Origin of the sequence: Ornithinimicrobium humiphilum (assembly GCF_006716885.1) — a bacterium.
GTDB classification, from domain to species: Bacteria; Actinomycetota; Actinomycetes; order Actinomycetales; family Dermatophilaceae; genus Ornithinicoccus; species Ornithinicoccus humiphilus.
In genome coordinates, this window is record NZ_VFPU01000001.1 from 195562 (window position 1) to 220403 (window position 24842).

The following is a 24842-nucleotide window of genomic DNA, read 5'->3' on the forward strand; positions in this document are numbered from 1 at the left end:
GGCGACGGTCGGCGTCGCCGCGGCCAACTAGGGTGTCCTCCATGGCCCGTCCCCACATCGCGGCCCGGTTCGAGGACTCGGTGCGTCGTCGCATCGAGTCCCGGCTGCGCGGTCGGGGCTGGCACGAGAGGGTCGCCGGCTACACCGGCTACGGCAGCACGGAGAAGGCCCGGGTCTTCGCCCGCGTGACGCTCTCCCGCACCGAGCCCGAGGAGCGGCGCACCGCGCTGACCCACGCCCAGGACTCCCTGCTCGACATCGCCCAACGGGGGTGGCGCGTCTTCCTCACGGCCCCGGCCGGCGGGGTGCGCGTCACGGTGCGGATGGGTGAGGCGACCGTCACGGCGACCAGCGACCGCGGCGGCTACGTCGACGTCGACGTCCCGGGCCACGGCCTGGGGCCGGGCTGGCGGGAGGCCACGATCGGCCTCGACAACGGCGACTCCGTCACCGTCTCGGTCATGGTCGTCGACCCGGAGGCCGAGCTCGGGCTGGTCAGCGATATCGACGACACCGTGATGATCACCCACCTGCCCCGCATGTTCATCGCCGGCTGGAACACCTTCGTGCGTTCCGAGCAGGTCCGCCAGCGGGTGCCCGGGATGGGCTCGCTCTACCGCGCGATCGCCGCCGAGGACCCTCGCACGCCCGTCTTCTACCTCTCGACCGGGGCGTGGAACACCGCGCCGGCGCTCACCCGCTTCCTGCGCCGGCACGACTTCCCCGTGGGCCCGCTGCTGCTCACGGACTGGGGCCCCACCAACACCGGGTGGTTCCGCTCCGGCCAGGAGCACAAGGAGCGCGAGCTGCGCCGCCTCGCCGAGGAGTTCCCTCGGATCCGTTGGATCCTCGTCGGCGACGACGGGCAGCACGACCCCGTCATCTACGGCGAGTTCGCCCAGGAGCACCCCGACCGTGTCCTGGCGATCTGTCTCCGCGAGCTGACGCCGGCCGAGCAGCTGCTCTCCAGCGGTCTGCCCGTCGCGACCGACGAGCTGCTCGGCAAGCGGGCCGACGTGCCCATGCTCAAGGCGTCCAACGGCTACGGCCTCCACCAGCTGCTCATGACCGCGCGGGGGACCCTTGCGGCCGGGGGCGCCGGGAGGGGGCCGCTCGCGGCCGGGGACGCCGACCGGACGGACGAGGGAGAGGAGCCCCGCAGTGCCTGAGCTGCCCGAGGTGCAGGCGCTCGCCGACTATCTCGACGGGCGGATGAAGGACCGCGTCGTCACCGACGTCGAGCTGGGCTCGATCGCGGTCCTCAAGACCTTCGACCCGCCGCCGGACGCCCTCGTCGGGCGACCGGTCGACGGGGTGACGCGGCACGGCAAGTTCGTCGACGTCGATGTCGACGGCACGCACCTGGTCTTCCACCTGGCCCGCGCCGGCTGGCTGCGGTGGTACGAGGAGGTCCCGGCCACCCGCGTCCGGCCCGGCAAGACGCCGATCGCGCTGCGGGTGCGCCTCGACGACGGCTCCGGCTTCGACCTCACCGAGGCGGGCACCAAGAAGGGGCTGGCGGCCTATGTCGTGCCCGAGCCCTCCGCGGTCCCCGGCATCGCCTCGCTCGGCCTCGACCCGCTCGCCGACGACTTCACGCTCGAGGCCTTCACCGCCCTGCTCACCGGCCGTCGCACCCAGATCAAGGGGCTGCTGCGCGACCAGTCGGTGATCGCCGGCGTCGGCAACGCCTACTCCGACGAGGTCCTGCACGCCGCACGCCTGTCGCCCTTCGCGCTCGCGTCCTCGCTCACCGAGGAGGAGGTCGCCCGCCTCTACGAGGCGCTGCGCACCACGCTGACCGCCGCGGTGATGGCCGCCGAGGGGCGCCCCGCCGCCGAGCTCAAGGACGCCAAGCGCCAGGGGATGAACGTCCACGGCCGCACCGGCGAGGCCTGCCCCGTCTGCGGGGACACCGTCCACGAGGTCTCCTTCGCCGACTCCTCGCTGCAGTACTGCCCGACCTGCCAGACCGGCGGCAAGGAGCTGGCCGACCGGCGGATGTCGCGGCTGCTGCGCTGACGGCGGGTCGCTGGCCGGAGCCCGTCCGTCGACGCGGGTGCGGTCGGCCCGCAGGTTTGGGAGGATGGCCGCATGTCTGACACCCCCACGGTCTCCGTCACCGACCTGCCCGACGACGCGCTCGTCGTCGACGTCCGCGAGCCCGACGAGTGGGCCGCCGGCCATGCGCCGGGCGCGGTGCACATCCCGATGGGCGACATCCCCAGCCGCCTCGAGGACCTTCCCGACTCCGACGACCCGCTGCCGATCATCTGCCGCAGCGGCGGTCGGTCCGGCCGGGTCGTGCAGTGGCTGGTCACCCAGGGCTTCGACGTGGTCAACGTCGACGGCGGCATGCGGGCCTGGCACGCGGCTGACAAGGCGATGACGTCCGACTCCGGCCAGGAGCCGACGGTCATCTGACGCGCTGGGTCAGGGGTGGGTGAAGACCCGCCCCTGCCAGCCGAACTCGCGGGCGGCGTCCACGTTGGCCGGACGGTCGTCGGTGAAGCGGACGTCCTCTCTCGCCACCGTGCGCCCGAGGTGGGCCTCGATGCGCGCGTGCGCGGCGGCATACGCCTCGAGGTCAGGCTTGGCGGCGCCGAGGTCGGCGCTGTTGATGAGCCACGGCACGAGGTGCCCGAGCCCGATGTGCTCGAGCTCGGCGGGCACCCGGTCGGTGCCGTTGGTGAAGACGAAGGTGGGCGTCCCGCGTGCCGCCAGCTCGTCGACGAGGGCGACGGTGGCGGCGACGGGTGCCCCGCGGTCGGCGACCCAGGTCGACATCGTCTCCCCGACCACGTGGGCGGGACGCCCGTCGGCCAGCAGCCGGGCTCGGACCGCGGCCAGCCAGCCGTCGTAGGTCGACCGGCCGACGAGCATCGCCTCCGCCTCGGGGAGGCCGAAGGCGAGCTCGAGCAACCCGCCGGCGTCGACGCCGAGGTCACGCTCTGCCCGGGCCAGCCAGCCGTCGGCGTCGAAGCTGCGGACCACGCCGTCCAGGTCGAGCACCGCGACCTGCGCCCGCTGCAGGAAGGTGGCCACCCGCCAGGGGGCGGGACGCACCACGCGGTGGACGATCACGGCGGCGAGGTCGACCCGGACGTCCTCCCCCGTGCGGGTGCGCACGGTGACGGCCGTGCGGTCCCGGGCGACCAGGGTGCCGACGACGTCGGTCGCGCGCCCGTCCGGGAGCCGGTGGCGGACGGTCAGGCGCTCTCCGAGAGGCACCGTGGCCAGGTCCGATCGGTTCATCTGGCCCACTCTAGTCGCGGCGCTAGAGGGTGGCAGACGGCGCGATCGAGCGCTGGCGAGCCCGATGCTTTACCCGGCTGCCCGGGCGTCCTAGGCTCGAGGTGCGGGCCGGGGACCGGCGGCGATGCAGGGCGCCGGTCGTAGGGACATCCGGCCGTCCGAAGGAGGTGCTTCGGCGTGACCGTGGAGCACGAGCTGCTCGCCCTGCGCGAGCTGCACGACGTGGTGGAGCGCGCGGCGCAGGACCTGGAGCGGATCGCGGGGGACCTGGACCGGGCCGTCGGTGTCGAGCTGTGGACCGGCCGGCAGGCCGACGAGCTGAGGTCGGTGTGGCTGGCCCAGCGGCGGGTGGTGCGGCCGACCCTCACCAGCGTGCTGCGGGCCTCGGCCGCCGACGTGCGCACGCAGCACAACAACCTGGCCGCCGCGGTGGGGCGGTCGGAGCGGCTCTGAGCGTCGATGCCATCGTCTATCGCTCTCTAATGCCAGAGCGATAGTCGTGTAGATCAGGCGATCGGTGCCTCTGGATCGTCACCTCTGACGCTCTCTGCGTGTCTCTCGCGATGGCGCTAGACAACGCCATACAGTCCTCGCGTGGATCCGATCCGTAACCCCTACGCCCCCGGCGCGGGCCAGCGCCCGCCCGAGCTCGCCGGCCGCGACGAGCAGCTCGACCGCTTCCGGGTGGTGCTCGAGCGGATCCAGCGTGGTCGTCCCGAGCGGTCGATGATCCTCACCGGGCTGCGCGGCGTCGGCAAGACGGTGCTGCTCAACGCGCTGCGATCGACCGCGGTGCGGGCACGGTGGGGGACCGGGAAGTACGAGGCGCGCCCCGAGCAGGGGATGCGGCGCCCGATGGCGGCGGCGCTGCACGTCGCGGTGCGCGAGCTCGGCCATCCCCAGGGCGACGAGGTCGACCACGTGCTCGGCGTCATCAAGGCGTTCGCGCAGAAGGACCAGCCCGGCGCCAAGCTGCGCGACAGGTGGAACCCCGGCATCGACGCCCCCGCCGTGCTGGGCCGCGCCGACTCCGGCGACATCGAGATCGACCTGGTCGAGCTCTTCACCGACGTGGGCGGCCTGGCCGCGGACGTGGGCAAGGGCGTCGCGATCTTCATCGACGAGATGCAGGACCTCGGGCCCGAGGACGTCTCGGCCATCTGCGCCGCCTGCCACGAGCTGAGCCAGTCGGCGCTGCCGGTCATCGTCGTGGGCGCCGGCCTGCCGCACCTGCCCGCAGTGCTGTCCGCCAGCAAGTCCTACTCCGAGCGGCTCTTCCGCTACACCCGCATCGACCGGCTGTCCCGCGACGCCGCGGACCGCGCGCTGCAGGCGCCCGCCGAGGACGAGGACGCGGAGTGGTCGCCCGAGGCGCTGGAGGCGATGTATGCCGCGACCGGCGGCTATCCCTACTTCATCCAGGCCTACGGCAAGGAGGTCTGGGACCTGGCGCCCGCGTCGCCGATCACCGCCGAGGACGTGCGGGTCGCCTCGCCCGAGGCGGAGGCCGAGCTGGCCGTCGGCTTCTTCGGCTCGCGCTACGAGCGGGCGACGCCGGGGGAGCGGGAGTACCTCCGGGCGATGGCCGAGCTGGCCGTGAAGTATGCCGAGGACGGGCAGGACGTCGACGAGGTCGGCTCGGTCGCGACCGCCGACATCGCCACCCACCTCGGCCGCAAGCCGCAGTCGCTCTCGCCCGCACGCGACGCCCTGCTCAAGAAGGGGCTGATCTACTCCGGCGAGCGAGGACGGATCGCGTTCACGGTGCCGCACTTCGGGCGCTACCTGCGCTCGCAGACCTGACGACGGGACTCGGGCCGCCGCGCGGTGCACCAGTGCAGGGGTCGTGCACGCGTATGGCCGGAGTTCCGTACATATCCCCTGCACTCGTGCGGTCAGCGCCTAGGGTTGACCCTCATGACCGAGGAGATCCCGCTGCTGGGCGGTGACGTCACCGAGGGTGTCGTGCGGGTCGGGGAGACGGTGCGGCGGCCGCTGGGCGACCACTCGCCGCTGGTCCACACCGTCCTGCGCCACCTCGAGGTGGTCGGCTTCGACGGTGCTCCGCGGCTGCTCGGGATCGACGAGCAGGGCAGGGAGATCCTGACGTTCGTCGACGGCGAGGTCGCAGGTCGTCCCTGGCCGGAGTGGGTCGCCGACGAGGAGCGGGCGTGCTCGGTGGCCCGGCTCGCCAGGCGGCTGGACGACGTGATGCTGCCCCTCGGCCTACCCGACGGTGCTGAGCCGGTGGACACTCAGGGGCCAGGTCCGGTGCCCACCTTCGTCGGGCATCGCGACTTCACGCCCGAGAACACCGTCTTCCGTGACGGGCAGGCCGTGGCCGTCATCGACTTCGACCTGGCCGGCCCGGTCTCGCGGGTGCAGGAGGTGTCGAACCTGCTCCTCTGGTGGGGTGCGTGGATGCCGGTGCCGGACCGCGAGCCGGTGATGCAAGAGGTCGACGCGGCCGACCGGGGCCGGGCGGTCGTCCGGGCCTACGGTCTCGACGCGACCGAGACCGCCCAGGTCGTGCCGGTGGCCCGCTACCTGGCCGAGCGGTCCTGGCGCCGGATGCGCGATCGCGCCCGGCGCGACGGCGGCGGCTGGGCACGGATGTGGGACGAGGGCGTCGGTGACAAGATCCGGCGGCGGCAGGCCTGGCTCGCCGAGAACGCCGAGGACCTGGCTGACGCGCTGCGCTCCTGAGGGCTTCCGCGCGACTGCTGCGCAGCCTGGCCCACCGCTGCTAGTTTGCGCGGCATGGGAGCGTCGCCCGCGGAGGTCGATCGTCAAGGGTCCTCGACCCGGTCCGCGGGCGTTTGGGACTGGCTGCGGCTCGCCGTGGCCGGGCTCACCGTCGCGGCCGTCGCGGCGACCGTGGCCGAGGTCGCGGGCCGGTCGCGGATCAACCCGTTCAACATCTTCGGCTACTTCACGATCCAGTCGAACCTGCTGCTCGCGGCTCTCTACATCCTGCTCGGCGTCCTGGCACTGACCGGCCGCGTCCGCCCCACCTGGGCCGAGCCCGCGCGGGCGGCGTGCGTCACCTACATCGTCCTCGTCGGGATCGTGTATGCCGTGCTGCTCGCCCCCCTCGGGGCCGAGGGCGGTGTGCCGGTCGAGTGGGCCAACACCGTGCTGCACGTCGTGACGCCGATCTACGCCGTCGTCGACTGGGTGCTCGCACCCGGTCGCCGGCGGCTGCCCGACCGTCTCGTGGGCGCGATCTTGATCTATCCGATCGTGTGGCTGGTCGTCGTGCTCATCCGTGGCGCCACCGACGGCTGGGTTCCCTATCCCTTCCTCGACCCCGAGCAGGGCTACGGACGGATCGCGGTGACGGTGCTGGTCATCTCGCTCGGCGTCGCTGCCTTCGGGTGGCTGGTGGTCCGGTCGACTCGCTTCCTGCCGGGGAAGGAACCGGGATTTGTCGCACCGTAGGAGGCAGCGGGGTCAGACCCGCGGCCCGCGCAGCGCGTTCGTCACGAAGGTGATGAGCTCGTCCGGCCGGTTGGTGCACCCGAGCGCCCCGCGCCGGACGGCTTCGTCGAAGTCGTCCCTCGACCGCGACGAGGCGTAGATGACGTAGGGCGTCCGATCACCGCGCTGCCGCAGCGTGTCGAGCAGGGTGTAGCCGGCGCGGCGGTCACCCGGTCGGCCCATGTCGGAGATGACCAGGTCGAAGGCGCCGACGGAGGCCATCTGGCCCAGGGCCTCCTCGGTGGAGGTGCTCAGCGTCACGTGCATGCCCAGGGCGTGCAGCGCGGCCATCTCGGAGCGGTTGTTGCTCGGGTTGTCGTCGACCCAGAGGATCCGAGGGGCCCGCCCGAGCGCCTCGACCCCGAGCGCCGCCACCTCGACGCCGGACTCGGCGTCCTCCGGCGTCAGCGGGGTCTCCGGACTCTTGGCGGCGGCCTCCATGAGGGCCCGGGTCGCAACCACCTGGCTCTTGGCGCTGATGCTGAACCCGCCCGGGGCACTGACCTGGACGTCGTCGCGGCGCAGCAGTGCGGTCAGGGGCTTGCGGAAGAAGAGCGCGATGACCAGGACGACGAGTGGCCACGCCACCGCGCCGAGGAAGGTGCTGATCTCGTCGAGACCCACGCCTGAGGCCGCGCGCACCCTTGCAGTCTGGCACCCGGCATGACTGCTGACCATGGATACCGCCCGGATAACTCCCGTCTCCCAGGGAGATACCGTCGCCCGCCACCGTCGAGGGACATCGCTATCCCGATACGGAGGGCCACGACCATGAGCACCACCACGACCCGTCTGGCTGCTGCGACGACCGCGCTCCTGCTGCTCGGCGGCTGCGGGCAGGACGAGCCCACGGGCGAGGCGGCGGCGGAGGAACCGACCACCTCGCCCGCACCCCAGACCTCGGGACAACCCACCACCACGGAACCCGAGACCACCACGGAACCCGAGACCGAGATGTCTGAGGACCGCATCCCCGAGGGCCGCTACGAGTGTGAGGCGACGAGGCCGAGCCCCTGGAGGGTGGGATCGCCGATCGGATGCTCGCCGACATCGGGATCGAGGGCGTGACCGGGATCGGCGTCCTGCCGGGCGCGCTCCGCCGGATGCTCGGGGTGACGCACGAGTTCCGCACCCCGGCAGACTTCGAAGGGGCGGTCGTCCAGAGCGAGCTCAACGCCGCGGCCGTCGCGATGCTCGAGGCCCTGGGTGCCGACGAGCCGGTCGCCGGGGTGGAGGCCAACGCGCTCGACGGTCTCGACGGACTGGTCGCCCACGTCGGCGCGGTCGTCGGCAACACCTACCAGGACGACGCCGTCGCGTTCACGACCAACCTCAACCTGTGGCCCGATCGCTCGTCCTCGTCGCCAACTCCGAGGCGTTGGAGGCGTGGCCCGAGGAGTACCGGACGGCGCTGCTCGAGGCCGCGGCCGTGAGCTTCGAGGACGCCCTCGAGGCCACCCGCACCGAGGACCGCCTCCCCGATGACCACCGCGCCGAGGTCTGCGGTGCCGGCCTGGAGATGGTGGAGCTCACCGAGGACGAGCTGGCCGCCGTGCGGGCCGCGGTCGAGCCGGCCTACGAGGCGCTGCGAGCCGTCGCGGGGGCAGCGGCATACCTCGACGAGATCGAGGCGCTCAAGGCCGAGCTGGCGCACCGCCCGACGTCTTCACCTGCGACTGACGGTCAGTCCCGGTAGCTGTGCGGGGCGTCGCCGCTGACCTCGCCGGCCACGTGCTCGGCGTGCGACAGGGCCTCGGTCAGGAGACGGCGGACGTGGGCGCTGGTGGCGCGGTAGTAGATGAAGGTGCCCTCCCGCCGGCTGGTCACCAGGCCCGCGAGCCGGAGCTTGGCGAGGTGCTGGCTGACCGCGGGTGCCGAGGCGCCCACCTCCTGGCAGAGCGCGGAGACGTTGTGCTCGTCGTGCAGCAGGAGCCACAGGATCTTGACCCGCGTGGGGTCGGCGAGCATCCGGAAGGTCTCGACGGCCAGCTGGGCGTGCTCGTCGGTGGGCACGGAACTGGCGCGGACGTCAGGCATGGGAACCATCTTACGTTTTGCTATTTGCGCGACTATGCAAATAATCTCCTCGGGTGACCACCGAGCTGAAGCGCAGCGGCGACACCCACCACGGGGACGGCCATCACCACGAGCACGACCATGAGCACGGCCATGGCCATGACCACGACCATGAGCACGCCGGTGGGCTGCTCGGGAGGCTCCGCCACGCCCTGACCCCGCACAGCCACGACCACACCGAGGCGATCCAGAGCGCGGAGGAGTCCAGCCGGGTCGGGATCCGCGCGGCGTGGATCAGCCTGGTGGGCATGGGTCTCACCGCGGCCCTGCAGATCGTCATCGTGGCGCTGAGCGGCTCCGTGGCGCTGCTGGCCGACACCGTGCACAACCTCGGCCACCTGGCGACGACGATCCCGCTGATCATCGCCTTCCGCCTCGGGCGGCGGGCGCCCACGCGGCGCTACAGCTACGGCTACCGCCGGGCCGAGGACCTCGTGGGGCTGCTCATCGGCCTGGTCATCGCCCTGTCCGCGGCGCTCATCGTCTGGGAGTCGGTGCGGGGGCTGCTCCAGCCTCCCGAGCTGACCAACCTGGGGTGGGTGCTGGCTGCGGCCCTCATCGGTGCCGCGGGCAACGAGGCGGTGGCCATCTACCGCATCCGCGCCGGGCGTCGGATCGGGTCCGCCGCCCTGATCGCCGAGGGGCAGCACGCCCGCACCGACGCTCTCACGTCCGTGGCCGTCGCGGTGGGCGTCGTCGGCGTGTGGCTCGGTATGCCGCGCCTCGACCCGTTCATCGGCCTCGTGATCGCGGGCGTCATCCTCGCCGTCCTGGTGTCGTCGATGCGCACCGTGGTGCACCGGCTCATGGACGGTGTGGACGAGAGCACCCTCGGCCGGCTCGAGCAGGCCGCCGCCGCGGTCCCCGGCGTGCTCGCCGTGCAGGACGCACGCGCCCGCTGGTCCGGCCACCGGCTCGAGGCCGAGCTCGGGGTCGTCGCCGACGCCACGCTGAGCCTGCCCGACGCGCACGCGCTGGGCGAGCGGGTTCAGCACGACCTCGTCGGCAGGGTGCCGCACCTCGACCGGGTCGCGGTCACGGTCGTCCCTGGCTGAGCCGAAGCGAGGGAGTCGTCGCGGGGGCCAGACTGGGGTCGTGAGCGTCGTCCCCGTCTACAGCATCGCGAAGTCCTCCACGGCGGCCGCGGCCCTGCTGTCCTTCGACCCCGAGGCGCCGGTGGGGACGGTGCTGCCCGACCTCCCGTCGGTGCTGGCGCGGCTGACCTTCCGCGACCTGCTCTCGCACCGCTCGGGGCTGGAGGACTATGCCGGGTGGCCGGACTACGGCCCGGCCGTCGCCGCTCGGGAGACGCCCTGGCCGGTCGCGGACGTGCTCGGACGAGCGAGGGTCGGGGAGCCGGGCCGTTTCGTCTACTCCAACATCGGCTACCTGCTCGTCCGGCTGGCCCTCGAGACGAAGCACGGCACGCCCTTCTTCGAGGTCCTGGACGACCTCGTGCTCGGACCGCTCGGCATCCAGGCCTGGCCCTTCTCGGAGCCCGAGGACTGGGACCACTGCGACCACCCGGCGATCGACGACTCGCTCCGTCGCTACCACCTGGGCTGGGTCTACACCGGCACCTTCGCCGCGGAGCCGGACGAGGCCGCACGCGGGATCGCGCTGATCCTGCAGGGTCGCCTCGGGGCCGACGTCGCGGCGGCGATGAAGAGGACCATGCCGGTGGACGTGCCCGCCGACGACCCGTTCGCCCCCACCGCGGGCTACGGGCTCGGGTTGATGACCCACGGCATACCGGTCTCGGCCGTCGGTCACGGAGGAGGTGGGCCGGGGTTCTCGCTCTTCGCGGCCGCCAGCGCGGACGGCACGCGGTGGCGCGGCGAGGTCGGCGCGACCGAGCGTCCCGACGAGGATCTGGTCCGACGTTGCCTCGAGGCGGTCGCGAACCCGGCCTGAGGAAGCGACTCAGGAGGCCGCGACGCTCGCCACCTCGCGCTCCGCGATCTCGCGGATGGTGTCCAGCGTGCGCGGCATGTCGCAGCGCGCCGCGGCGGTGCGCTGCTCCATCTGCGCGGGAGCGTCGTCTCCGTACTTCTCGTGGAAGAACGCCTGCCCCGTCTCGGTGAACTCCCACGTGTGCGTCAGCTCGGTGCCGCCCCCGACGGGCTCGAGGAGGTAGGCCCACCGCACGTAGCCGGCCCCGACCTCCCACGCGAAGGTCCTCCCGGGGTCGGCGGCGGCGACGGTGGAGGTGGTGCTCCACTGCCGCGCACCGTTGTCGTTGTGCCCGGTGAAGCGTGCCCCGACGCCCGTCTCCGAAGGGTCCTCCCACTCGCAGGCGCGGCACGTCGGGCTCCACTCACCCGTGCGCGTCACGTCGCTCACCAGCGAGTAGACGACCTCGGGGGAGGCGTTGACGACGATCGAGGCGCGGTGGGTGAGCTCCATACCCCCACCGTAATCCGGTTGCGGCACACGAGGTTTCCGGATTGTTCCGTCCTGGGAAATGGTCGTAAAAACATCACGAATCAATCACATAGATCACATAGATCTGCCAGGATGCGGCCAGAGCACCGCCAAGACCGAGGCTGTGCCCGAACGAGGGAGAGTCCCCCAATGTTCCGATCTCAACGACGTGATCGAAGCACCCTGACGCGGCGGCGCGGCTTTGTCGTGAGCGCGTCCGCAGCAGCTGCCCTGGCCCTGGCCACGGTCGTGCCCCTGGAGGCCGCGAAGGCCGACACCCCGCAGGTCTCGGTCGAGACCGGCGTCGGCATGGCCCATATCTCCTGGACCGCTGTCGATGGAGCACAGCGCTACGAGATCGAGCGCACCCTGATGAACGGCAGCACCCCGGCCGGCCCCGGCACCATCGTCGGCATCTGGACGCCGACCCGCGGTGGCGACAACATCACCCAGGGCCCCACGGTCTTCGCCGACCACGGCTTCGTCGTGGGCGAGCGCTACCAGTGGCGGGTCCGTCCCGTCATCGGTGGCACGCCGGGCGACTGGTCCGAGCCGATCGTGATGAGCACACCCGACCACCCCGGCCCGTCGCAGTACCTGACCGGACACGAGATGAGCGACGGCGTCCGCTACACCACGGACGCCGAAGAGGTCGAGCTGATGACGCGCATCGCCGCGGACAGCCCGCGCGTCCGTCTCGAGTCCCTCGGCACCACCTACGAGGGTCGCCCGATCCTCGCGGCCGTCGTCGGCAACCCGCCCGGCACCCCGCAGCAGATCGCCAAGAACGGCTCGGTCCTCCTCGCCGGCAACGTGCACGGCACCGAGCGCTCCGGCCGCGAGGCCGGCCTGACGATGCTGCGCCGCCTCGCCTTCTCGGACGAGCAGTGGGTCACCGACCTGTTGAGCACGACCACGGTCATCATCGTCCCGACGCAGAACCCTGACGGTCAGGCCAACAGCCAGCGCAGCAACATCTCGGGCCAGGACCTCAACCGTGACCACATCCTGCTGCGTCACCCCGAGGCCCTCGGCATCGCCAAGGTCATCCGGGACTACCAGCCCGACATCATCGTCGACGCCCACGAGAACCCCGGCGCCGGCACCGACATCCAGTTCCTGTGGCCGCGCAGCCTCGCGGTGGAGTCCAACCTCTTCACCTACAACCAGATGCTGGTCGGCCGCGGGTCGATCTACGCCAAGGCCTCCGAGGCCGGCATCTCCCCCGGCCAGTGGGGCACCCACCGCGTCGACAACTGGGAGACGCTGCTGAGCAACGTCTCCGGGCTGAAGAACACCGTCGGCCTCCTGGTCGAGGTCCCGTGGGGTGCGACCTCCGCCCACCCGGCCGAGGGTGTCCAGGGCGGGCCAGAGAACCTGCGCCGCCGGACCGCCGCCGCCTACTGGGCCTTCGAGACGATCCTCGACTACCACCACGAGAACAAGGCGACGGTGAAGGCCACGAAGGCCGGCGCCGCGGCCTACCAGTCGGCCAACACCGGCCCGCTCTACCTGGACGGCGCCTACCCGATCCCGGTCAGCCCGCCGATCACCGACGCGAACACGATCATGTTCCAGCCCTACTGCGGCTACCGCCTCAGCCCGGAGCAGTACGCCGCGCGCGACGGCAGCGACGAGAACGCCACCGTCTCGTGGAAGTCGGCCCCGGTGAAGGACCGCCTGGCGGCCCACGGCGTCGTCGTGGAGAACGTCGGCTCCGGCATCGTCCAGGTGAAGCTGGCGCAGCCGCTGCGCGGGCTCATCCCGTTCATGCTCGACCCCGACCTCGAGACCTCGACGGTGCGCCCGCAGGGCACGCCCAACATCGGCATGGTCGACGCGACCCGTCTCGACGACCGCCGCTCGACGGTCTTCGTCAAGGGCGTGAGCACCGGTGTCCCGAACCGCGTCGGCACCGACGGCTGCAGCGTCAACGACCTGATCGCCGACGAGCAGGCGTGGCCCAACAAGGGTCAGTTCGTGAGCCACGTCAACCACGTGGTCAACGACCTGCGTGGCAAGGGCCTGCTCAGCAACAAGGAGGCCTCGGCCATCTCCAAGGCGGTCGCCTCCGGCAAGTGACCCTCGCCTGACCGCCTGACCCGGTCCCGGCGGGACCCCTGGTCGCTCCGACCTGGGTGTCCCGCCGGGATCGCTGGTCTCCGGGGTATGCCGTTCAGCCGCGACCCGCGGACGTCGCCTCGTCGCCGCGCAGGGTGGCGACGGCGAGGATCGCGGCGGCCACGGCATACCCGATGCCGAAGGCGATGCGGCAGGTAGAACTGCGGCGCGATCGCGGCCACCATGAGGCAGAGCGGCCATGCGGCCCAGGCGGGGCGCCCGCCGCGGCGCTGCCAGGTGGCGGCGACGAGGACGCCGGCGACAGCCAGCAGGGTCAGGCCCAGGACGAACATCGTCAGCGCTGCTGGTTGGTAGCGGATCTGGTCGACCAGCTCGAGCACGGCGAGGTCGCCCTCGAGCGCGCGCCGTCGGCGAGAGTGGTCTGTGCTTCGCCTTGCCGCAACAGGCGTAGCGTGACTCCCGTGGACGCCGCCGACCACGCCCTGATGGTCGCCATGCTCCCGTGCCCCGACATCGACGAGATGGCGGGGTTCTGGACCGCGCTCGGGCTCTCCATCACCTATCACCAGCAGCGGCCCAACCCCTATGTCGCCCTCAAGCGCGGCGGCATCGACCTCCACTACTTCGGGATGCCGGGAGTGGCGCCCGAGGACAGCTACTCGACCTGCATGATCCTCGTGCCGGACACCGGCGCGCTCTACGACCTCTTCACCTCCGGACTGAGATCGCTCTACGGGAAGGTCCCGGTGACCGGCTTCCCTCGGATCACCCGACCCCGCAAGCGTGCCAACAACGCGGGCCTGAGCGGGTTCAGCGTCGTCGACCCGGCTGGCAACTGGGTGCGGGTCAGCCGGCTGCCGGACGCCCGGCACCAGCCGCGGGCCGTCGACGACCGCGTCGAGTGGGTGTCCGCGGGCGGCGGCCGGCTCGCCGTCGCGGTCGAGAACGCCGTCGTCATGGCCGACTCCCACGGCGACGTCCCGCAGGCGTTGCGCATCCTCAGCGGCGCGATCGGCAAGCACGACGGCCCGCCGACCGAACTCGCTCCGGCCCTCGCCTACCTCGCGGAGCTGCAGGTCCGGGCCGGCCAGCCCGACGCGGCCCGCCAGACCCTCGACCGTCTCACCGGCCTGGCCACGGACGACACCCTGGGTCCTGAAGACCTGGCCACGGTCAGGCAGGCCCTCGGCGAGGCCGAGGAGGCCGTCGCCGGCTCCGAGCCTCCGGACGATCTTGCCGGCAGGGCCGGTGCAGGGACAGACCCCATCTGACTCTGCGCCTCCCGGTGGCCAGGGCGCTGGTGTCGAGGTCGCAACCGACATCACCGCTACACCCTCGGAGCTGTCCGCCCCGGTGGACGCGGCGGCGTATCGCGTCATTCAGGAGTCGATCACCAACGTCATCCGCCATGCCGGCGCCACCCGCGCGCAAGTACGAGTCGGCATCCACGATGGTCTACTTCATGTCAGCGTCACCGACAACGGGCGCGGCCCGGCAACAGGCGCGGCCGTGAAGGGTGGATATGGAATGGCTGGCATGAGCGAACGGGTCAGACTACTCGGCGGCTCATTGATCACTCGCACTCTCCCCGGTGCCGGATTCGCCGTCGAAGCTACGATCCCTGCGAGGTTGCCATGATCCGTGTCGTGCTGGTTGATGACCAAGAACTCGTCCGAACAGGCCTTCGCACCCTTGCCCAGCACGACGGCGATATCGAGGTCGTCGCCGAAGCCGACAATGGCAGGACCGGTATCAGCGTGGTCCGCGAGCACAAGCCGGATGTCGTCCTCATGGACATCCGCATGCCGCAGATGGATGGGATCGACGCAACCCGGGCGATCGTGGCGGATCGCGCACTTGCGGATGTGCGCGTCGTGGTGCTGACAACCTTCGATAAAGATGAGAACGTGCTCGCAGCGATCCGCGCGGGATCGGCTGGCTACCTGCTCAAAGACATCACCCCAGGTGACTTGCGAAGCGCAATCCGCACCGTCGCTACCGGCGACGCCCTGCTGTCACCTGCGATCACGCGAAAGGTGCTGAGTACGCTGGCAGAAGGCCCGACCACCAGCACTCGCCCGGAACTGCTCGCATCACTCACCGAGCGCGAACGCGAAGTCCTCGCCCGGATCGGGCTGGGGGAATCGAACGAAGAAATCGGCGCGAGCCTCCACATCAGCCCCGCCACCGCACGCACCTACGTCAGCCGCCTGCTGTCCAAGCTCTCCGCCCGCGACAGATCACAACTGGTCATCCTCAGCTACGAATCAGGACTCATCACCCCCGGAGACACCGACTCAGCTACTGGCTGATGAAAGTGCGCATGGCTGACATCGCTTGCAAAGGGAGCACACCATTGCCGAGTGCTGTGATCTGCTGATTCCGAGCGAGCTCGTGCGCCGGATCGATTACCCAGCCACCAGGCAGGCCCATCAGCCATTCCACGAACCCCCACGCCGGTCTTGGCCCATTGACGTCGCTCAGGAGCGCGGGGGCCGGAGCCGACCTTCCGATGACGTGCTCCCATTCGGCAATGGCGTCGGCGTAGCGTCCCCAGCGGTGACGACGTCCTCGACCAGCGACCACAACGTCTTAACAGGGATAACCGCCGCCGAGTACATCGACGGGAGGTATTTCGTTGCAGCCGATGATGGTGATGTCCCCCAGGGTTAGGGCGTTGGGCCAGTGGTAGGCAAAGACGCGAGCGACGTGCCCGTCGTTCTTGGAGAACCCAGGCCGTCTCGCCGCCCAGGGCGTACTCGACGGCGAGGTCAAGCACGCCATTTCCGCCGAACAGGGAGCCGACTTAGCGGGCGGTCGTGGCGGTTGGGATCGATCATGAGGACTCCGGCTGACGAGTGCTTTCCGGTCGGAGGCCTCACAGGACATCGCCGCCGGGCTGGTCAGCGACCAGGTGCGCAGTCGCCCGATCCATCGCGGCCGTTCGCCCCGATATCCCACGCACCGCGCCGATTTGCCCGCACCGGAACTATTCCCTCGGCCACAAGCCAGTACACGTCTTTCAAACGAGGACTTCCCGCTGTCGAAGCTCGCGCGGCAGCGTCTAGAACTTGACAGGCCAGTTGTTCTAAAATCAGTCCATGCGTTCTGAAAATGCCATGCCAGGGACCACGACGTCTCGTGAGCGGTCGACCTCGTTCATCGAGAGGGCGCGGCGCCGGCAGCTGATCGATGCCGCAGTGGTGACGGTGAACGAGGTCGGGTACCACCGGGCATCGCTGGCGGAGATCGCGGGGCGTGCGCAGATCGCCAAGAGCGCGGTGGCGTACTACTTCGCGTCGAAGGAGGGGCTGCTACTCGACGTCGTGGAGACCGTGTTCGCGGCTCTGGGGGAGAGCGTGCTGGCGGCGGTTGACGGGGTCGACGAGCCTGCGGCTCGTCTGCGGGCCTATGCGGATGCGTATGTGGCGCATGTGGATGCGCAGCGTCACGCGATCGCGGCGGCGGTGGAGATCGTGGTCTCGCATCGCACGGTGGACGGCACACCGCTGTATCTCGTCGAAGATGAAGATGATACGGCCCTGTTGCGGAGCATTCTGCGGGCCGGAATCGACCAGGGCGTCTTCAGGGCGATGCCGCTCGATGTCGCGACCGGGCTTGCGGAGAGTGTGCTGGATCGTGCGATCACCCTCGTGCAACGCAACCCCGGTGCAGACCTCAGAGCTTTGCGTGCGCATGTGGTGCCGTTCTTGTTCCGGGCGTTGGGAGCAGCCGATGACTGAGCCGGTGCGCGGGATCGGTTACGACGCCGGTGTCCTCTACGAGAAAGGCTTCGAGAGCAACCCCTTCTTCACCGAACAGCGCGCACGCCGAGACTTCCGGGCGATCCGTGAAGACCTCGGCTGCGATGCGGTGCTGATCATGGCCAGCGACGCCGACCGCCTCGCGATCGCGGCGAGCATCGCCGCGGAGGAGGGCCTGGGGGTCTGGCTGCAGCCGCGTCCCTTCGATCGGCCCCGCCATGAACTCGTAGAGGCCGTGCGGGCAGCGGCCCTCGCCGCCGAGCGTCTTCGAACCTCAGGCGCCGAGGTGGGGCTGGTCGTCGGCTGTGAACTCACGCTGTCGATCCCGGGAATGCTCCCGGGTCCAACGTTCTGGACCAGGGGAACCTTGCTGACGGTGACGTTCCCGCTGCTGCCCATTGCGAACCTGCGCCTACGGCGTCTGCTTGCAGAGCTCGTAGGCGAGGCGCGGGAGCGCTTCGCCGGACCGGTCTCCTACGGGGCGGGGGACTGGGAGCGTCCGGACTGGTCGATCTTCGATGTCGTCGGCGCCGACCGATACCGCGACGCGCGCAACGCCTGGCGGTTCGAAGACGACATCCGTGCGCTCGCCGATCGGGCCCACGCGCAGAACAAGCTCTGCTACATCTTCGAGTTCGGGTCCTGCACCTACCGGGGAGCGGCCGCGAAGGCCTCTACTGCGTCGGGCGTGCTCGGTGGACTCGCCGAACCGTCCGTGCCAAAGAACCTCGTGCGAGACGAGCAGGAGCAGGCCGACTACCTCACCGACCTTCTCGACGTGTTCGACCGCGCGGGAGCGGACGGGACCTTCGTCTGGGGATTCAGCGAACCCGCCCTGACCACCTCAGATGAGCCCGGCCGAGACCTCGACCTGGCCAGCTACGGCATCGTCACCGCCCACGCCGACGGCACTTGGACACCCAAACGCGCCTACCACGCTCTCGCTCATCGATACCGGGGGACGCCATGACCACATCGCCCAGACCACGTTCCCGACGCCTTGCCTCCGCCGCGTGGCGGATCGCGTTGGCCATCCTCCCGCTCGGCGCGGGACTGGCCCTCGCGACCATTCTGCTTCCCGCATCAGATAACCCCTCCGACCCCGGGACCCTGAGCGCCCGGATCGCGCTTGGTGTCGCGATCAGCGCCGCCACTCTCACCGTGATCGCTCTCCTGGTCCGCCTCTCCGATCACCGCCGGATGAGCGGGGTGGGGCTCACGAGCATGCGGACAGGATGGCGACTGGCGGTGTGGGGCGCGATCGTCTGGACCATCCCGGCCGCGGCGACCTTCGGGGTGCTCGCCCTCCTCGGCGCCCCGCTGACCGTCACCGTCGCCGGGCCGGAGCTCGCGCGAACCATCGTCCTTCTCTTCCTCGCAGTGCTCGTCGCCGAGGCGCTTCCGGAGGAGGTGGTCTTCCGGGGCTACGCCACCACTGTGCTCGGAACCCTCACCCGCGGGTGGGGCGTCATCGTCGCGCAGGCTCTGCTCTTCGTGCTCTTCGCCGCGCTCCTGCGGCAGAACGCGAACCCCGCCGACCTCTCGCTCTTCCTCGCGATGGGCATCGGCTTCGGCTATCTGCGCATGATCACCGGCTCGATATGGATGCCTATCGGGTTTCACACCGCGTTCCAGACTGGGGCGCAACTGGTCCTCACTCACGACGCTATCGACTTCGCCGGTGGAACCGGCGCGGCCATGCTCGCCCTGGGCGTCATCCCGTTCTCGGTCGCCGCGATCCTCGTCAGCAGCACCGGCATCCCCCGTATCGTTCACCCCGACTCCGGCGGCACCCGTTGATCAGATTCGCGACAGTGTCCCCGACTAGCTGAACCGCTACTACGCCGAGGCGGGTGTGCAGAACTCAGCCACGAAGCATTTCGCCGTCACGAGACCGCACCCGCGTCGCTAGTACCATCACGTCGGCCATGCCCTCCTGCTGAACGAGCAGCCGGTGATTCCTTCCGAAGACCCTCCGAACATCGTGGCTCGGAATGAGGGCCGTGATCCGATGGAGTTGCTTGCCGAGTATGTGCGCCCGCCGACGAAGGCCCTACCGTCGCTTCCGGCCTGACGATCTACCGCGTGTCGGAGAACGGGTCCACGACGGCCGCTCGGCCTTCTGCCGGTTCGCACGCCTGATCCGGTCAGCCTTGTGCCCGGACTCGTATGCGGCCATCGCGACGAGTTGGCGGGCCATCAACCGGCCCTCGTGCGTGTTCAGATCGAACGCGCCACCCATCACCGCTTCGATGCGGATCGGGTGCGACTCCACCAAGTCGATCAGGTCTTCCAGTTCGCGCGGACGCCGGTAGAGGCGATCCACATGCCACACCACGACCCGCGACGGACCCTGCCGCACACGGGCCAGCATCTTCTCGAACTCCGGACGCTTTTTGTTCAGATACGCCGACGTGTCGTTGTCCATGAACACGTCCCCGGCGGACACATCCAGGCCGAGGCGACCGCACAGAGCCAGGCAGTCATCGCGCTGCCGCTCGACGCCGGCCTCCTCGCCCGTCCGGTCTTCGCTGATCCGCAGATAGACCAGCACCTGTTCCGCGACACCAGCAATCTCGCCCGTCCGCGGCTTCTCCAACGCACTCATCGCCATCTCGATACCTCCACTCGACAGGTGCGTCATTCGCACCAAGTGGAGAAGACCACGCTCCTGGAGGCACTGCTCGGCCGGTATGCCGCACCGCACGTCACGGTGCACCACGTCACCGGACGCGTCGGATACCTCCCGCAGCGGCTGGTCCTCGACGAGGACGCCACCGTGCTCGACCTCGTGCGGTCGGCGGCGCCGCAGGCGGCCCCGCACGAGGTCCGGGCCGGGCTCGCGCGCTTCCTGCTCCGCGGCGACGCCGTGGCGCAGCGGGTCGGCACGCTCTCGGGCGGGGAGCGCTTCCGGGTGGCGCTGGCGCGGATCCTCCTCGCCGAGCCGCCGCCCCAGCTGCTGGTGCTCGACGAGCCGACCAACAACCTCGACCTGGCCAGCGTCGAGCAGCTGGTCTCGGCCCTGCAGGCCTACCGCGGCGCGCTCCTCGTCGTCAGCCACGACGACCGCTTCCTGGACGACCTCGGGCTCACCCGCCGGCTCTCGCTCCACAGGTCGGGGCTGGTCGACGAGATGCTCGGCGACGGCCGGAAGTGATCCATTTCACGTCATAGTCGCAACATCGCAGATCACGGGACGATCACGACGACCGAAGAAGAAATCCTGGGAGAAGTATGTGAGAGCTGCATTTGCATCTCCTCCACGAGGCTCCCATTGTGGAGAACTTGGCCGGTGGCGGACGCCCCCGTCCTGCCCCGCCGACAGACCTGACCCCGAGCCCGTGAGGACTTACATGAAGCACCGCGCCATCCGAACTCGTCACCTCTCCGCGGTCGCCGCGGCCGCCGGCCTGGCCACCCTGGCCGGCGTGACCACCGCCGGCTCCGCCTCGGCCGCCAGCGGCTCGACCTGGGACGCCGTCGCGGCCTGCGAGTCCGGCGGCAACTGGAGCATCAACACCGGCAACGGCTACTACGGCGGCCTGCAGTTCGCCCAGAGCACCTGGGAGGGCTTCGGGGGCACGTCCTACGCCCCCCGCGCCGACCTGGCCTCCCGCGACCAGCAGATCGCGATCGCCGAGAAGGTGCTCGCGTCGCAGGGTCCGGGCGCCTGGCCCACCTGCTCCGTCAAGGCCGGGCTGACCGCCGGTGGCCCCGCCCCCGAGGCGCCGGCCCCCGCCGAGCAGCCCGCGCAGCAGCAGGCCCCCACCGAGCAGCCCGCCGCCGAGCAGGCGCCGGTCCAGCAGCAGGCTCCCGCCGAGCAGGCCCCGGTCCAGCAGGCCGCCCCGGCCGAGGAGACCGCGAGCGACCTCGAGGAGCACGTCATCGAGCGCGGCGAGACCACCGCCTCCATCGCCGAGGACCACAGCTCCACCGTCGAGGAGCTCGTGGCGATCAACGAGCTGCCCGACGGCGGCGAGCTGATCTTCGCCGGTGACACGCTGCTCGTCCCGGCCGGCGGCGCCGAGGGCACCGTCGTCGTGGAGCGCGGCGACACCCTGGCGACCATCGCCGCCGACAACGGCACCGAGGTCGAGGTGCTCGTGCGGGTCAACGACCTCGCCGACGCCGACCTCGTCGTCGAGGGCGAGACCCTCGAGCTCGGCTGACCGAGCCGCATCCCGCCCGGCTGATCCCGGGCGCACGAGGAGGCCCGTCGCCCTACATTGGGGCGATGGGCCTCTTCGACCGCATCAGGTCGGCGGCGCGCGGCACCCGTGACACCCAGCCGGACGCCCCCGACACCGGCCGTGTCCGCGCGCTTCCCGACACCGGCGACACCCCGCTCGAGGAGCTGCCGCTCAAGCCCGAGTCACGGCGGCTCGCGCCGGAGGAGCGCGAGTGGATCGACTCCGTCCTCGCCGAGCTGCAGGCCGAAGGCGTCGACGTCGACGACCTCGCCTCGATCGGCGCCGGCTTCGACCGCGCGCTGCTCGCCTGGACCAGCAGCGGCGGCGACCACGCCGCGATCGTGCAGCGCTACGCCATCGCCGTCGGCGAGCACCTGCACCGGCAGACCGACCTCGCCTGGGAGGTCGCCACCGACGTCTTCGGCACCGACCTCGCGGTGGTCGCGGGCGACTTCGTGGTCGTCCCGGCCAACCTCGTCGCCGTCCGCTGGATGAGGCGCGAGACCGGCTGGATCCCCAAGGTCGTCGGGCACCTGGTCACCCTCCGCTCCCGCTGACGGAGGGGACGCGGACTCAACCGCGCCGGGCCACCCTCGCGCGCCGCCGCCAGCGCCACTCCTGCAGCTGCCGCACCACCCAGGAGGTCGCGACCTCCCGCCCCGTGGCGACGTACTCGACCATGGCGTCGTGGAAGAGCGTCTCGTGCGCCACCTGCAGGTCCTGGTCGCGCCCGAGCAGCAGCAGCCCGTCACCCTCGGCGAGCGGGGTGTCCAGACCCGGGGTGAAGACCCGTCGGCCGTCGCGCACCAGCACCGCGGGGTATGCCGCGAGCCGTCTCTCCCGGTCGTCCGGGTCCCGCAGCAGGTCGCCGATGGTCAGCTGCTCCGTGCGCACCCACCGCACGGCCGCCGGGGCGTGCACCTGGTCAATGTCGATGCGCAGGCTGACCGGCGCCTCGTCGCCGACGACGGAGACGATCTCGTCCATGACGCGCGCGTCCCAGTCGTCGTCCTCGTGCAGCACGTGGTCGATGAAGCTCCAGTAGTTGGGCGAGGTGATCCGCGCCACCGCCTCGCGGGCCAGCAGCTCGGTCGGCACGAAGACCGAGTCGGCGTCGAAGGCCCGCAGCGGAGCCGCGTTGACCGCGGAGTTCTGCCGGATCGCGATGAAGAGGTCGTCGTTCTCGATCCGGGCGTGCGCCGCCATCGCCAGGTTGACGATGTCCGACTCCGCGCCGGCGATGAAGCCGACCGCGTCGGTCACGTCGGGCCGCCCGTCGCGCGGGTCGACCAGCACCACGTCGAGCCCGGCGCTCTCCAGGTCGCGGGTGACCTCGAAGCCGAAGGTGCCGTCGGCGCAGACCACCCAGTGCCCGTCCGTGAGGTGCTCGAGGTTGTGCGGCAGCTCGCTGCCGCGCGGGCTCATCAGCCACGACGCCAGCCGGAAGCCCGCCGGGCGGCGCAGCGCCATGACGAGGTAGGCGCCGTAGCGGTCGAAGGGGTTGATGACGACGTCGGCGGCGAAGTCGTGCATCTGCTGCGCCATCTCGCGCTCGCTGGAGCGGGCGATGACCATGAGCTCGGGCCGCAGCAGGTTGACGTTCATGACGACCGACAGGTTGGTCTCGTCGCTGTCGGTCAGCGCCAGCACGGCCTCGCAGTAGTCGTTGGCGAGCCCCGCCATGCCGAGGATCCGTGGGTCCCGGCCGCTGGCGGCGAAGGCCGGCACGTCCGTGCTGTAGCCGTCCAGCGCGAGCCGCTGCACCCGGTCCGGCTCGTTGTCGAGGACGACGAAGGTGCGGCCCTGGTCCTCCAGCGCACGGCATACCGCCTCGCCCGCCTGGCCGTAGCCGACGACGAGCACGAAGGGCTCGTTGATCCCGCGCACCTTGCGGCTGAAGCGCTGCAGCTGGATCGCCCGGCGGAAGGTCTGCTCCTGCGAGAGGGCCAGCAGCACCGCGAGGGCGTAGGACCACGACAGCACGCTGGCGTAGATCGTCAGCGTCACCCACACCCGTTGGGCGTAGGAGAAGGGGTGCGGCAGCTCGCCGAAGCCGATCGTCAGACCGGTGTAGCTGACGACGTAGAAGGCGTCGAAGACCGACAGGCGCTCGGGGTGCTCGGGCGAGCCCGGCATGAGCGAGAGGCCGAAGGTCATCACCGCGAAGACGCCGACGACCACCACGAGCGGCGTGCGCATCCGGCGCAGCACGAGGAAGACCGCGTCGGTCGACGGCGGCTCGCGCGGGACCTCCACGCGCACCCGCCGCAGCGAGTCCGGGCGGGGCCGGGCGCGCTTGCCGCGGGGCAGCAGCTGGAGAAGGTTGACCACGGGGGCGGGACCTCAGCGGCGGCGGAAGGAGACGGTCTCGACGACGAGCAGGATGACCGAGACGAAGTTGGCCAGCAGCGCGCCCGCGGCGATCGAGACCACGCTGGCCATGTGCTGGTCGGTCAGGCCCGCGGCGTCGACCTGCGAGCCCCAGATCCACACCAGCGCCGCGATGATGAGCTGGATGCTCGCCACGAGGCTGGTCGCCAGGTGCACCGCGCCGATCTGGGTGCGGTCGCCGAACTTGAGGATGGTGGCGATGATGTTGACCGCCACGGCGGCGTAGAGCTCGTAGACGTTGTGCAGGTCGGGGTTGCTGATGTCCCCGATGACGTAGCCGAAGTTGAGCGTCGCCGCGAGGAGCACGAAGAAGCCGAAGACGACCTTCTCTAGATTCACACGCCGACCATAACGCCGGGGCGTGTCGGCGGGTGCTCCTACGATCGTCGGCGTGGACCTGGCTCTCGCCGCGCGCACCGCTCGCGCCCTCATGGACGAGCACGGCCTGCACGACTGGACGTTCGCCTTCGACCGGGCGCGGGTGCGTGCCGGCGCGTGCCACTTCGCCGACCGCCGGATCACCGTGAGCCGGGCGCTCGCGGCCGTGCAGGAGGAGGCGGAGGTGCGCGAGACGATCCTCCACGAGATCGCGCACGCCCTGGTGGGTCCCCGGCACGGCCACGACCAGGTATGGCGTGCGAAGGCTCGCGCGATCGGCGCCACCGGGGAGCGCTGCTACTCCGCGGAGGAGCCCGTCGTGCCCGGGCGCTGGCAGGGGCGCTGCGTCGCCGGGCACGTCGTCCACCGGCACCGGCGGCCGCAGCGGCTGCTGCTCTGCGCCCGCTGCCGCACCGAGCCCCACCTCGACCGGGTGCTGTCGTGGACCCACGACGGCCGGCCGGTGGCCCACGAGCAGCTGGGGCCCGAGGTGGTCGCCGGGCTGGAGCAGCTGCGGGCGCTCGCCGAGGGCGCCTCCCGCTCCGTCGTCCCGGCCGGCCCGGGCCCCGCCACGCTCGAGCCCGGGGCCCTCCTGCGCATCACCGCGCCGGGCCGCTACTGCGGCCTCGTGGGCCGCGTCGTGCGCCGCGGACGCACCCGCTACCTCGTCCAGGTCCCTGGCCAGCGGCTTCACGTGCCGTTCTCGCTGGCAGAACCGGTCGCGGGGGTCCAGCATGGGGCGTCCGGACGGTAGTTCCAGGTGGGGCTCGAGTGACTCCTGGGACAACCGTGACCACATCGT

At 70.9% G+C, this 24842-nt stretch carries 29 protein-coding genes; 21 read left to right on the forward strand and 8 right to left on the reverse strand.

Going from position 1 to position 24842, the window contains the following annotated elements; translation table 11 throughout:
• The first annotated feature begins 41 nt into the window (after nt 1-41).
• From FB476_RS00840 to FB476_RS00850, 3 genes are all read left to right on the forward strand, one after another.
• Nucleotides 42-1169 carry an App1 family protein gene (locus tag FB476_RS00840; protein ID WP_141817108.1) on the forward strand — a complete coding sequence of 376 codons (1128 nt, stop codon included), beginning with the start codon at nt 42-44 and terminating at the stop codon, nt 1167-1169.
• Nucleotides 1162-2022: an Fpg/Nei family DNA glycosylase gene (locus FB476_RS00845; protein WP_141817109.1), complete on the forward strand. Its 861-nt coding sequence runs from the start codon at nt 1162-1164 to the stop codon at nt 2020-2022. The genes FB476_RS00840 and FB476_RS00845 overlap by 8 nt, the downstream gene beginning before the upstream one ends.
• Before the next feature lie 72 nt (nt 2023-2094).
• Complete coding sequence (locus tag FB476_RS00850) at nt 2095-2424, forward strand: rhodanese-like domain-containing protein (RefSeq protein ID WP_141817110.1); 330 nt, start codon at nt 2095-2097, stop codon at nt 2422-2424.
• Between the two features lie 9 nt (nt 2425-2433).
• On the opposite strand, the gene FB476_RS00855 is transcribed toward FB476_RS00850, so the two are convergent.
• Nucleotides 2434-3255 carry a putative acetyltransferase gene (locus FB476_RS00855; RefSeq protein WP_141817111.1) on the reverse strand — a complete coding sequence of 274 codons (822 nt, stop codon included), beginning with the start codon at nt 3253-3255 and terminating at the stop codon, nt 2434-2436.
• A 177-nt stretch (nt 3256-3432) separates the two neighbouring features.
• Between FB476_RS00855 and FB476_RS00860 the strand changes: the two genes are divergently transcribed.
• From FB476_RS00860 to FB476_RS00875, 4 genes are all read left to right on the forward strand, one after another.
• On the forward strand, nt 3433-3708 hold the full coding sequence (locus tag FB476_RS00860) for a hypothetical protein (RefSeq protein ID WP_141817112.1): 276 nt from the start codon (nt 3433-3435) through the stop codon (nt 3706-3708).
• A 141-nt stretch (nt 3709-3849) separates the two neighbouring features.
• The gene (locus FB476_RS00865) at nt 3850-5058 is read left to right on the forward strand and encodes an ATP-binding protein (protein WP_141817113.1); all 1209 of its coding nucleotides are present in this window, start codon (nt 3850-3852) and stop codon (nt 5056-5058) included.
• Between the two features lie 114 nt (nt 5059-5172).
• Entirely contained in the window at nt 5173-5961 is a 789-nt protein-coding gene (locus tag FB476_RS00870) for a phosphotransferase (RefSeq protein ID WP_141817114.1), read from the forward strand.
• Nucleotides 5962-6015: 54 nt separating this feature from the next.
• Nucleotides 6016-6696: a Pr6Pr family membrane protein gene (locus FB476_RS00875; protein WP_170233483.1), complete on the forward strand. Its 681-nt coding sequence runs from the start codon at nt 6016-6018 to the stop codon at nt 6694-6696.
• A 12-nt stretch (nt 6697-6708) separates the two neighbouring features.
• Here FB476_RS00875 and FB476_RS00880 read toward each other — a convergent pair whose 3' ends face one another.
• Nucleotides 6709-7377, reverse strand: a complete 669-nt coding sequence (locus FB476_RS00880; RefSeq protein WP_170233484.1) for a response regulator — start codon at nt 7375-7377, stop codon at nt 6709-6711.
• A 341-nt stretch (nt 7378-7718) separates the two neighbouring features.
• Nucleotides 7719-8009, reverse strand: coding sequence for a hypothetical protein (locus tag FB476_RS00885; RefSeq protein WP_141817116.1), 291 nt, complete (start codon nt 8007-8009; stop codon nt 7719-7721).
• Nucleotides 8010-8074: 65 nt separating this feature from the next.
• Here FB476_RS00885 and FB476_RS00890 point away from each other — a divergent pair, with 65 nt between their 5' ends.
• Complete coding sequence (locus FB476_RS00890) at nt 8075-8431, forward strand: type 2 periplasmic-binding domain-containing protein (protein WP_141817117.1); 357 nt, start codon at nt 8075-8077, stop codon at nt 8429-8431.
• Here the strand turns inward: FB476_RS00890 and FB476_RS00895 are convergent.
• Nucleotides 8419-8772 (reverse strand): ArsR/SmtB family transcription factor, encoded by a 354-nt coding sequence (locus tag FB476_RS00895; protein ID WP_141817118.1) that lies wholly within the window; start codon nt 8770-8772, stop codon nt 8419-8421. The genes FB476_RS00890 and FB476_RS00895 overlap by 13 nt on opposite strands.
• Nucleotides 8773-8825: 53 nt before the next feature.
• On the opposite strand from FB476_RS00895, the gene FB476_RS00900 reads away from it, so the two are divergent.
• Nucleotides 8826-9866 carry a cation diffusion facilitator family transporter gene (locus FB476_RS00900; protein ID WP_141817119.1) on the forward strand — a complete coding sequence of 347 codons (1041 nt, stop codon included), beginning with the start codon at nt 8826-8828 and terminating at the stop codon, nt 9864-9866.
• Between the two features lie 40 nt (nt 9867-9906).
• Nucleotides 9907-10725 carry a serine hydrolase domain-containing protein gene (locus FB476_RS00905; RefSeq protein WP_170233485.1) on the forward strand — a complete coding sequence of 273 codons (819 nt, stop codon included), beginning with the start codon at nt 9907-9909 and terminating at the stop codon, nt 10723-10725.
• Between the two features lie 9 nt (nt 10726-10734).
• Here FB476_RS00905 and FB476_RS00910 read toward each other — a convergent pair whose 3' ends face one another.
• Complete coding sequence (locus FB476_RS00910) at nt 10735-11217, reverse strand: SRPBCC family protein (protein ID WP_141817121.1); 483 nt, start codon at nt 11215-11217, stop codon at nt 10735-10737.
• Nucleotides 11218-11442: 225 nt separating this feature from the next.
• Between FB476_RS00910 and FB476_RS00915 the strand changes: the two genes are divergently transcribed.
• The 7 genes from FB476_RS00915 (at nt 11443) to FB476_RS00945 (ending at nt 18881) form a co-directional block, all read left to right on the forward strand.
• On the forward strand, nt 11443-13317 hold the full coding sequence (locus FB476_RS00915; protein WP_170233486.1) for a M14 family zinc carboxypeptidase: 1875 nt from the start codon (nt 11443-11445) through the stop codon (nt 13315-13317).
• Nucleotides 13318-13778: 461 nt separating this feature from the next.
• Nucleotides 13779-14588: a tetratricopeptide repeat protein gene (locus FB476_RS00920; protein ID WP_238329489.1), complete on the forward strand. Its 810-nt coding sequence runs from the start codon at nt 13779-13781 to the stop codon at nt 14586-14588.
• 82 nt (nt 14589-14670) lie between these two features.
• Complete coding sequence (locus FB476_RS17205) at nt 14671-14955, forward strand: sensor histidine kinase (protein ID WP_420359342.1); 285 nt, start codon at nt 14671-14673, stop codon at nt 14953-14955.
• The gene (locus FB476_RS00925) at nt 14952-15629 is read left to right on the forward strand and encodes a response regulator (RefSeq protein WP_141817123.1); all 678 of its coding nucleotides are present in this window, start codon (nt 14952-14954) and stop codon (nt 15627-15629) included. Before FB476_RS17205 ends, FB476_RS00925 begins: the two co-directional genes overlap by 4 nt.
• A 789-nt stretch (nt 15630-16418) precedes the next feature.
• Nucleotides 16419-17060, forward strand: a complete 642-nt coding sequence (locus tag FB476_RS00935; protein WP_141817124.1) for a TetR family transcriptional regulator — start codon at nt 16419-16421, stop codon at nt 17058-17060.
• Complete coding sequence (locus FB476_RS00940) at nt 17053-18051, forward strand: hypothetical protein (protein WP_141817125.1); 999 nt, start codon at nt 17053-17055, stop codon at nt 18049-18051. The genes FB476_RS00935 and FB476_RS00940 overlap by 8 nt, the downstream gene beginning before the upstream one ends.
• The gene (locus tag FB476_RS00945) at nt 18048-18881 is read left to right on the forward strand and encodes a CPBP family intramembrane glutamic endopeptidase (protein ID WP_141817126.1); all 834 of its coding nucleotides are present in this window, start codon (nt 18048-18050) and stop codon (nt 18879-18881) included. Before FB476_RS00940 ends, FB476_RS00945 begins: the two co-directional genes overlap by 4 nt.
• A 253-nt stretch (nt 18882-19134) precedes the next feature.
• On the opposite strand, the gene FB476_RS16765 is transcribed toward FB476_RS00945, so the two are convergent.
• A complete protein-coding gene (locus FB476_RS16765) occupies nt 19135-19725 on the reverse strand; it encodes a recombinase family protein (protein WP_238329490.1) in 591 nt (196 codons plus the stop codon).
• 9 nt (nt 19726-19734) lie between these two features.
• Between FB476_RS16765 and FB476_RS16770 the strand changes: the two genes are divergently transcribed.
• The 3 genes from FB476_RS16770 (at nt 19735) to FB476_RS00965 (ending at nt 21828) form a co-directional block, all read left to right on the forward strand.
• The gene (locus tag FB476_RS16770) at nt 19735-20238 is read left to right on the forward strand and encodes an ATP-binding cassette domain-containing protein (RefSeq protein WP_170233464.1); all 504 of its coding nucleotides are present in this window, start codon (nt 19735-19737) and stop codon (nt 20236-20238) included.
• Nucleotides 20239-20434: 196 nt separating this feature from the next.
• Complete coding sequence (locus tag FB476_RS17065; RefSeq protein WP_141817127.1) at nt 20435-21250, forward strand: LysM peptidoglycan-binding domain-containing protein; 816 nt, start codon at nt 20435-20437, stop codon at nt 21248-21250.
• Nucleotides 21251-21315: 65 nt separating this feature from the next.
• Complete coding sequence (locus FB476_RS00965; protein ID WP_141817128.1) at nt 21316-21828, forward strand: DUF3806 domain-containing protein; 513 nt, start codon at nt 21316-21318, stop codon at nt 21826-21828.
• Between the two features lie 16 nt (nt 21829-21844).
• Here FB476_RS00965 and FB476_RS00970 read toward each other — a convergent pair whose 3' ends face one another.
• Both FB476_RS00970 and FB476_RS00975 read right to left on the reverse strand, forming a co-directional pair.
• A complete protein-coding gene (locus FB476_RS00970; RefSeq protein WP_141817129.1) occupies nt 21845-23602 on the reverse strand; it encodes an NAD-binding protein in 1758 nt (585 codons plus the stop codon).
• 12 nt (nt 23603-23614) lie between these two features.
• Nucleotides 23615-24001 carry a DUF6394 family protein gene (locus FB476_RS00975; RefSeq protein WP_141817130.1) on the reverse strand — a complete coding sequence of 129 codons (387 nt, stop codon included), beginning with the start codon at nt 23999-24001 and terminating at the stop codon, nt 23615-23617.
• Nucleotides 24002-24053: 52 nt separating this feature from the next.
• On the opposite strand from FB476_RS00975, the gene FB476_RS00980 reads away from it, so the two are divergent.
• Nucleotides 24054-24794 (forward strand): SprT-like domain-containing protein, encoded by a 741-nt coding sequence (locus FB476_RS00980; protein WP_238329491.1) that lies wholly within the window; start codon nt 24054-24056, stop codon nt 24792-24794.
• The last annotated feature ends 48 nt before the right edge of the window (nt 24795-24842 follow it).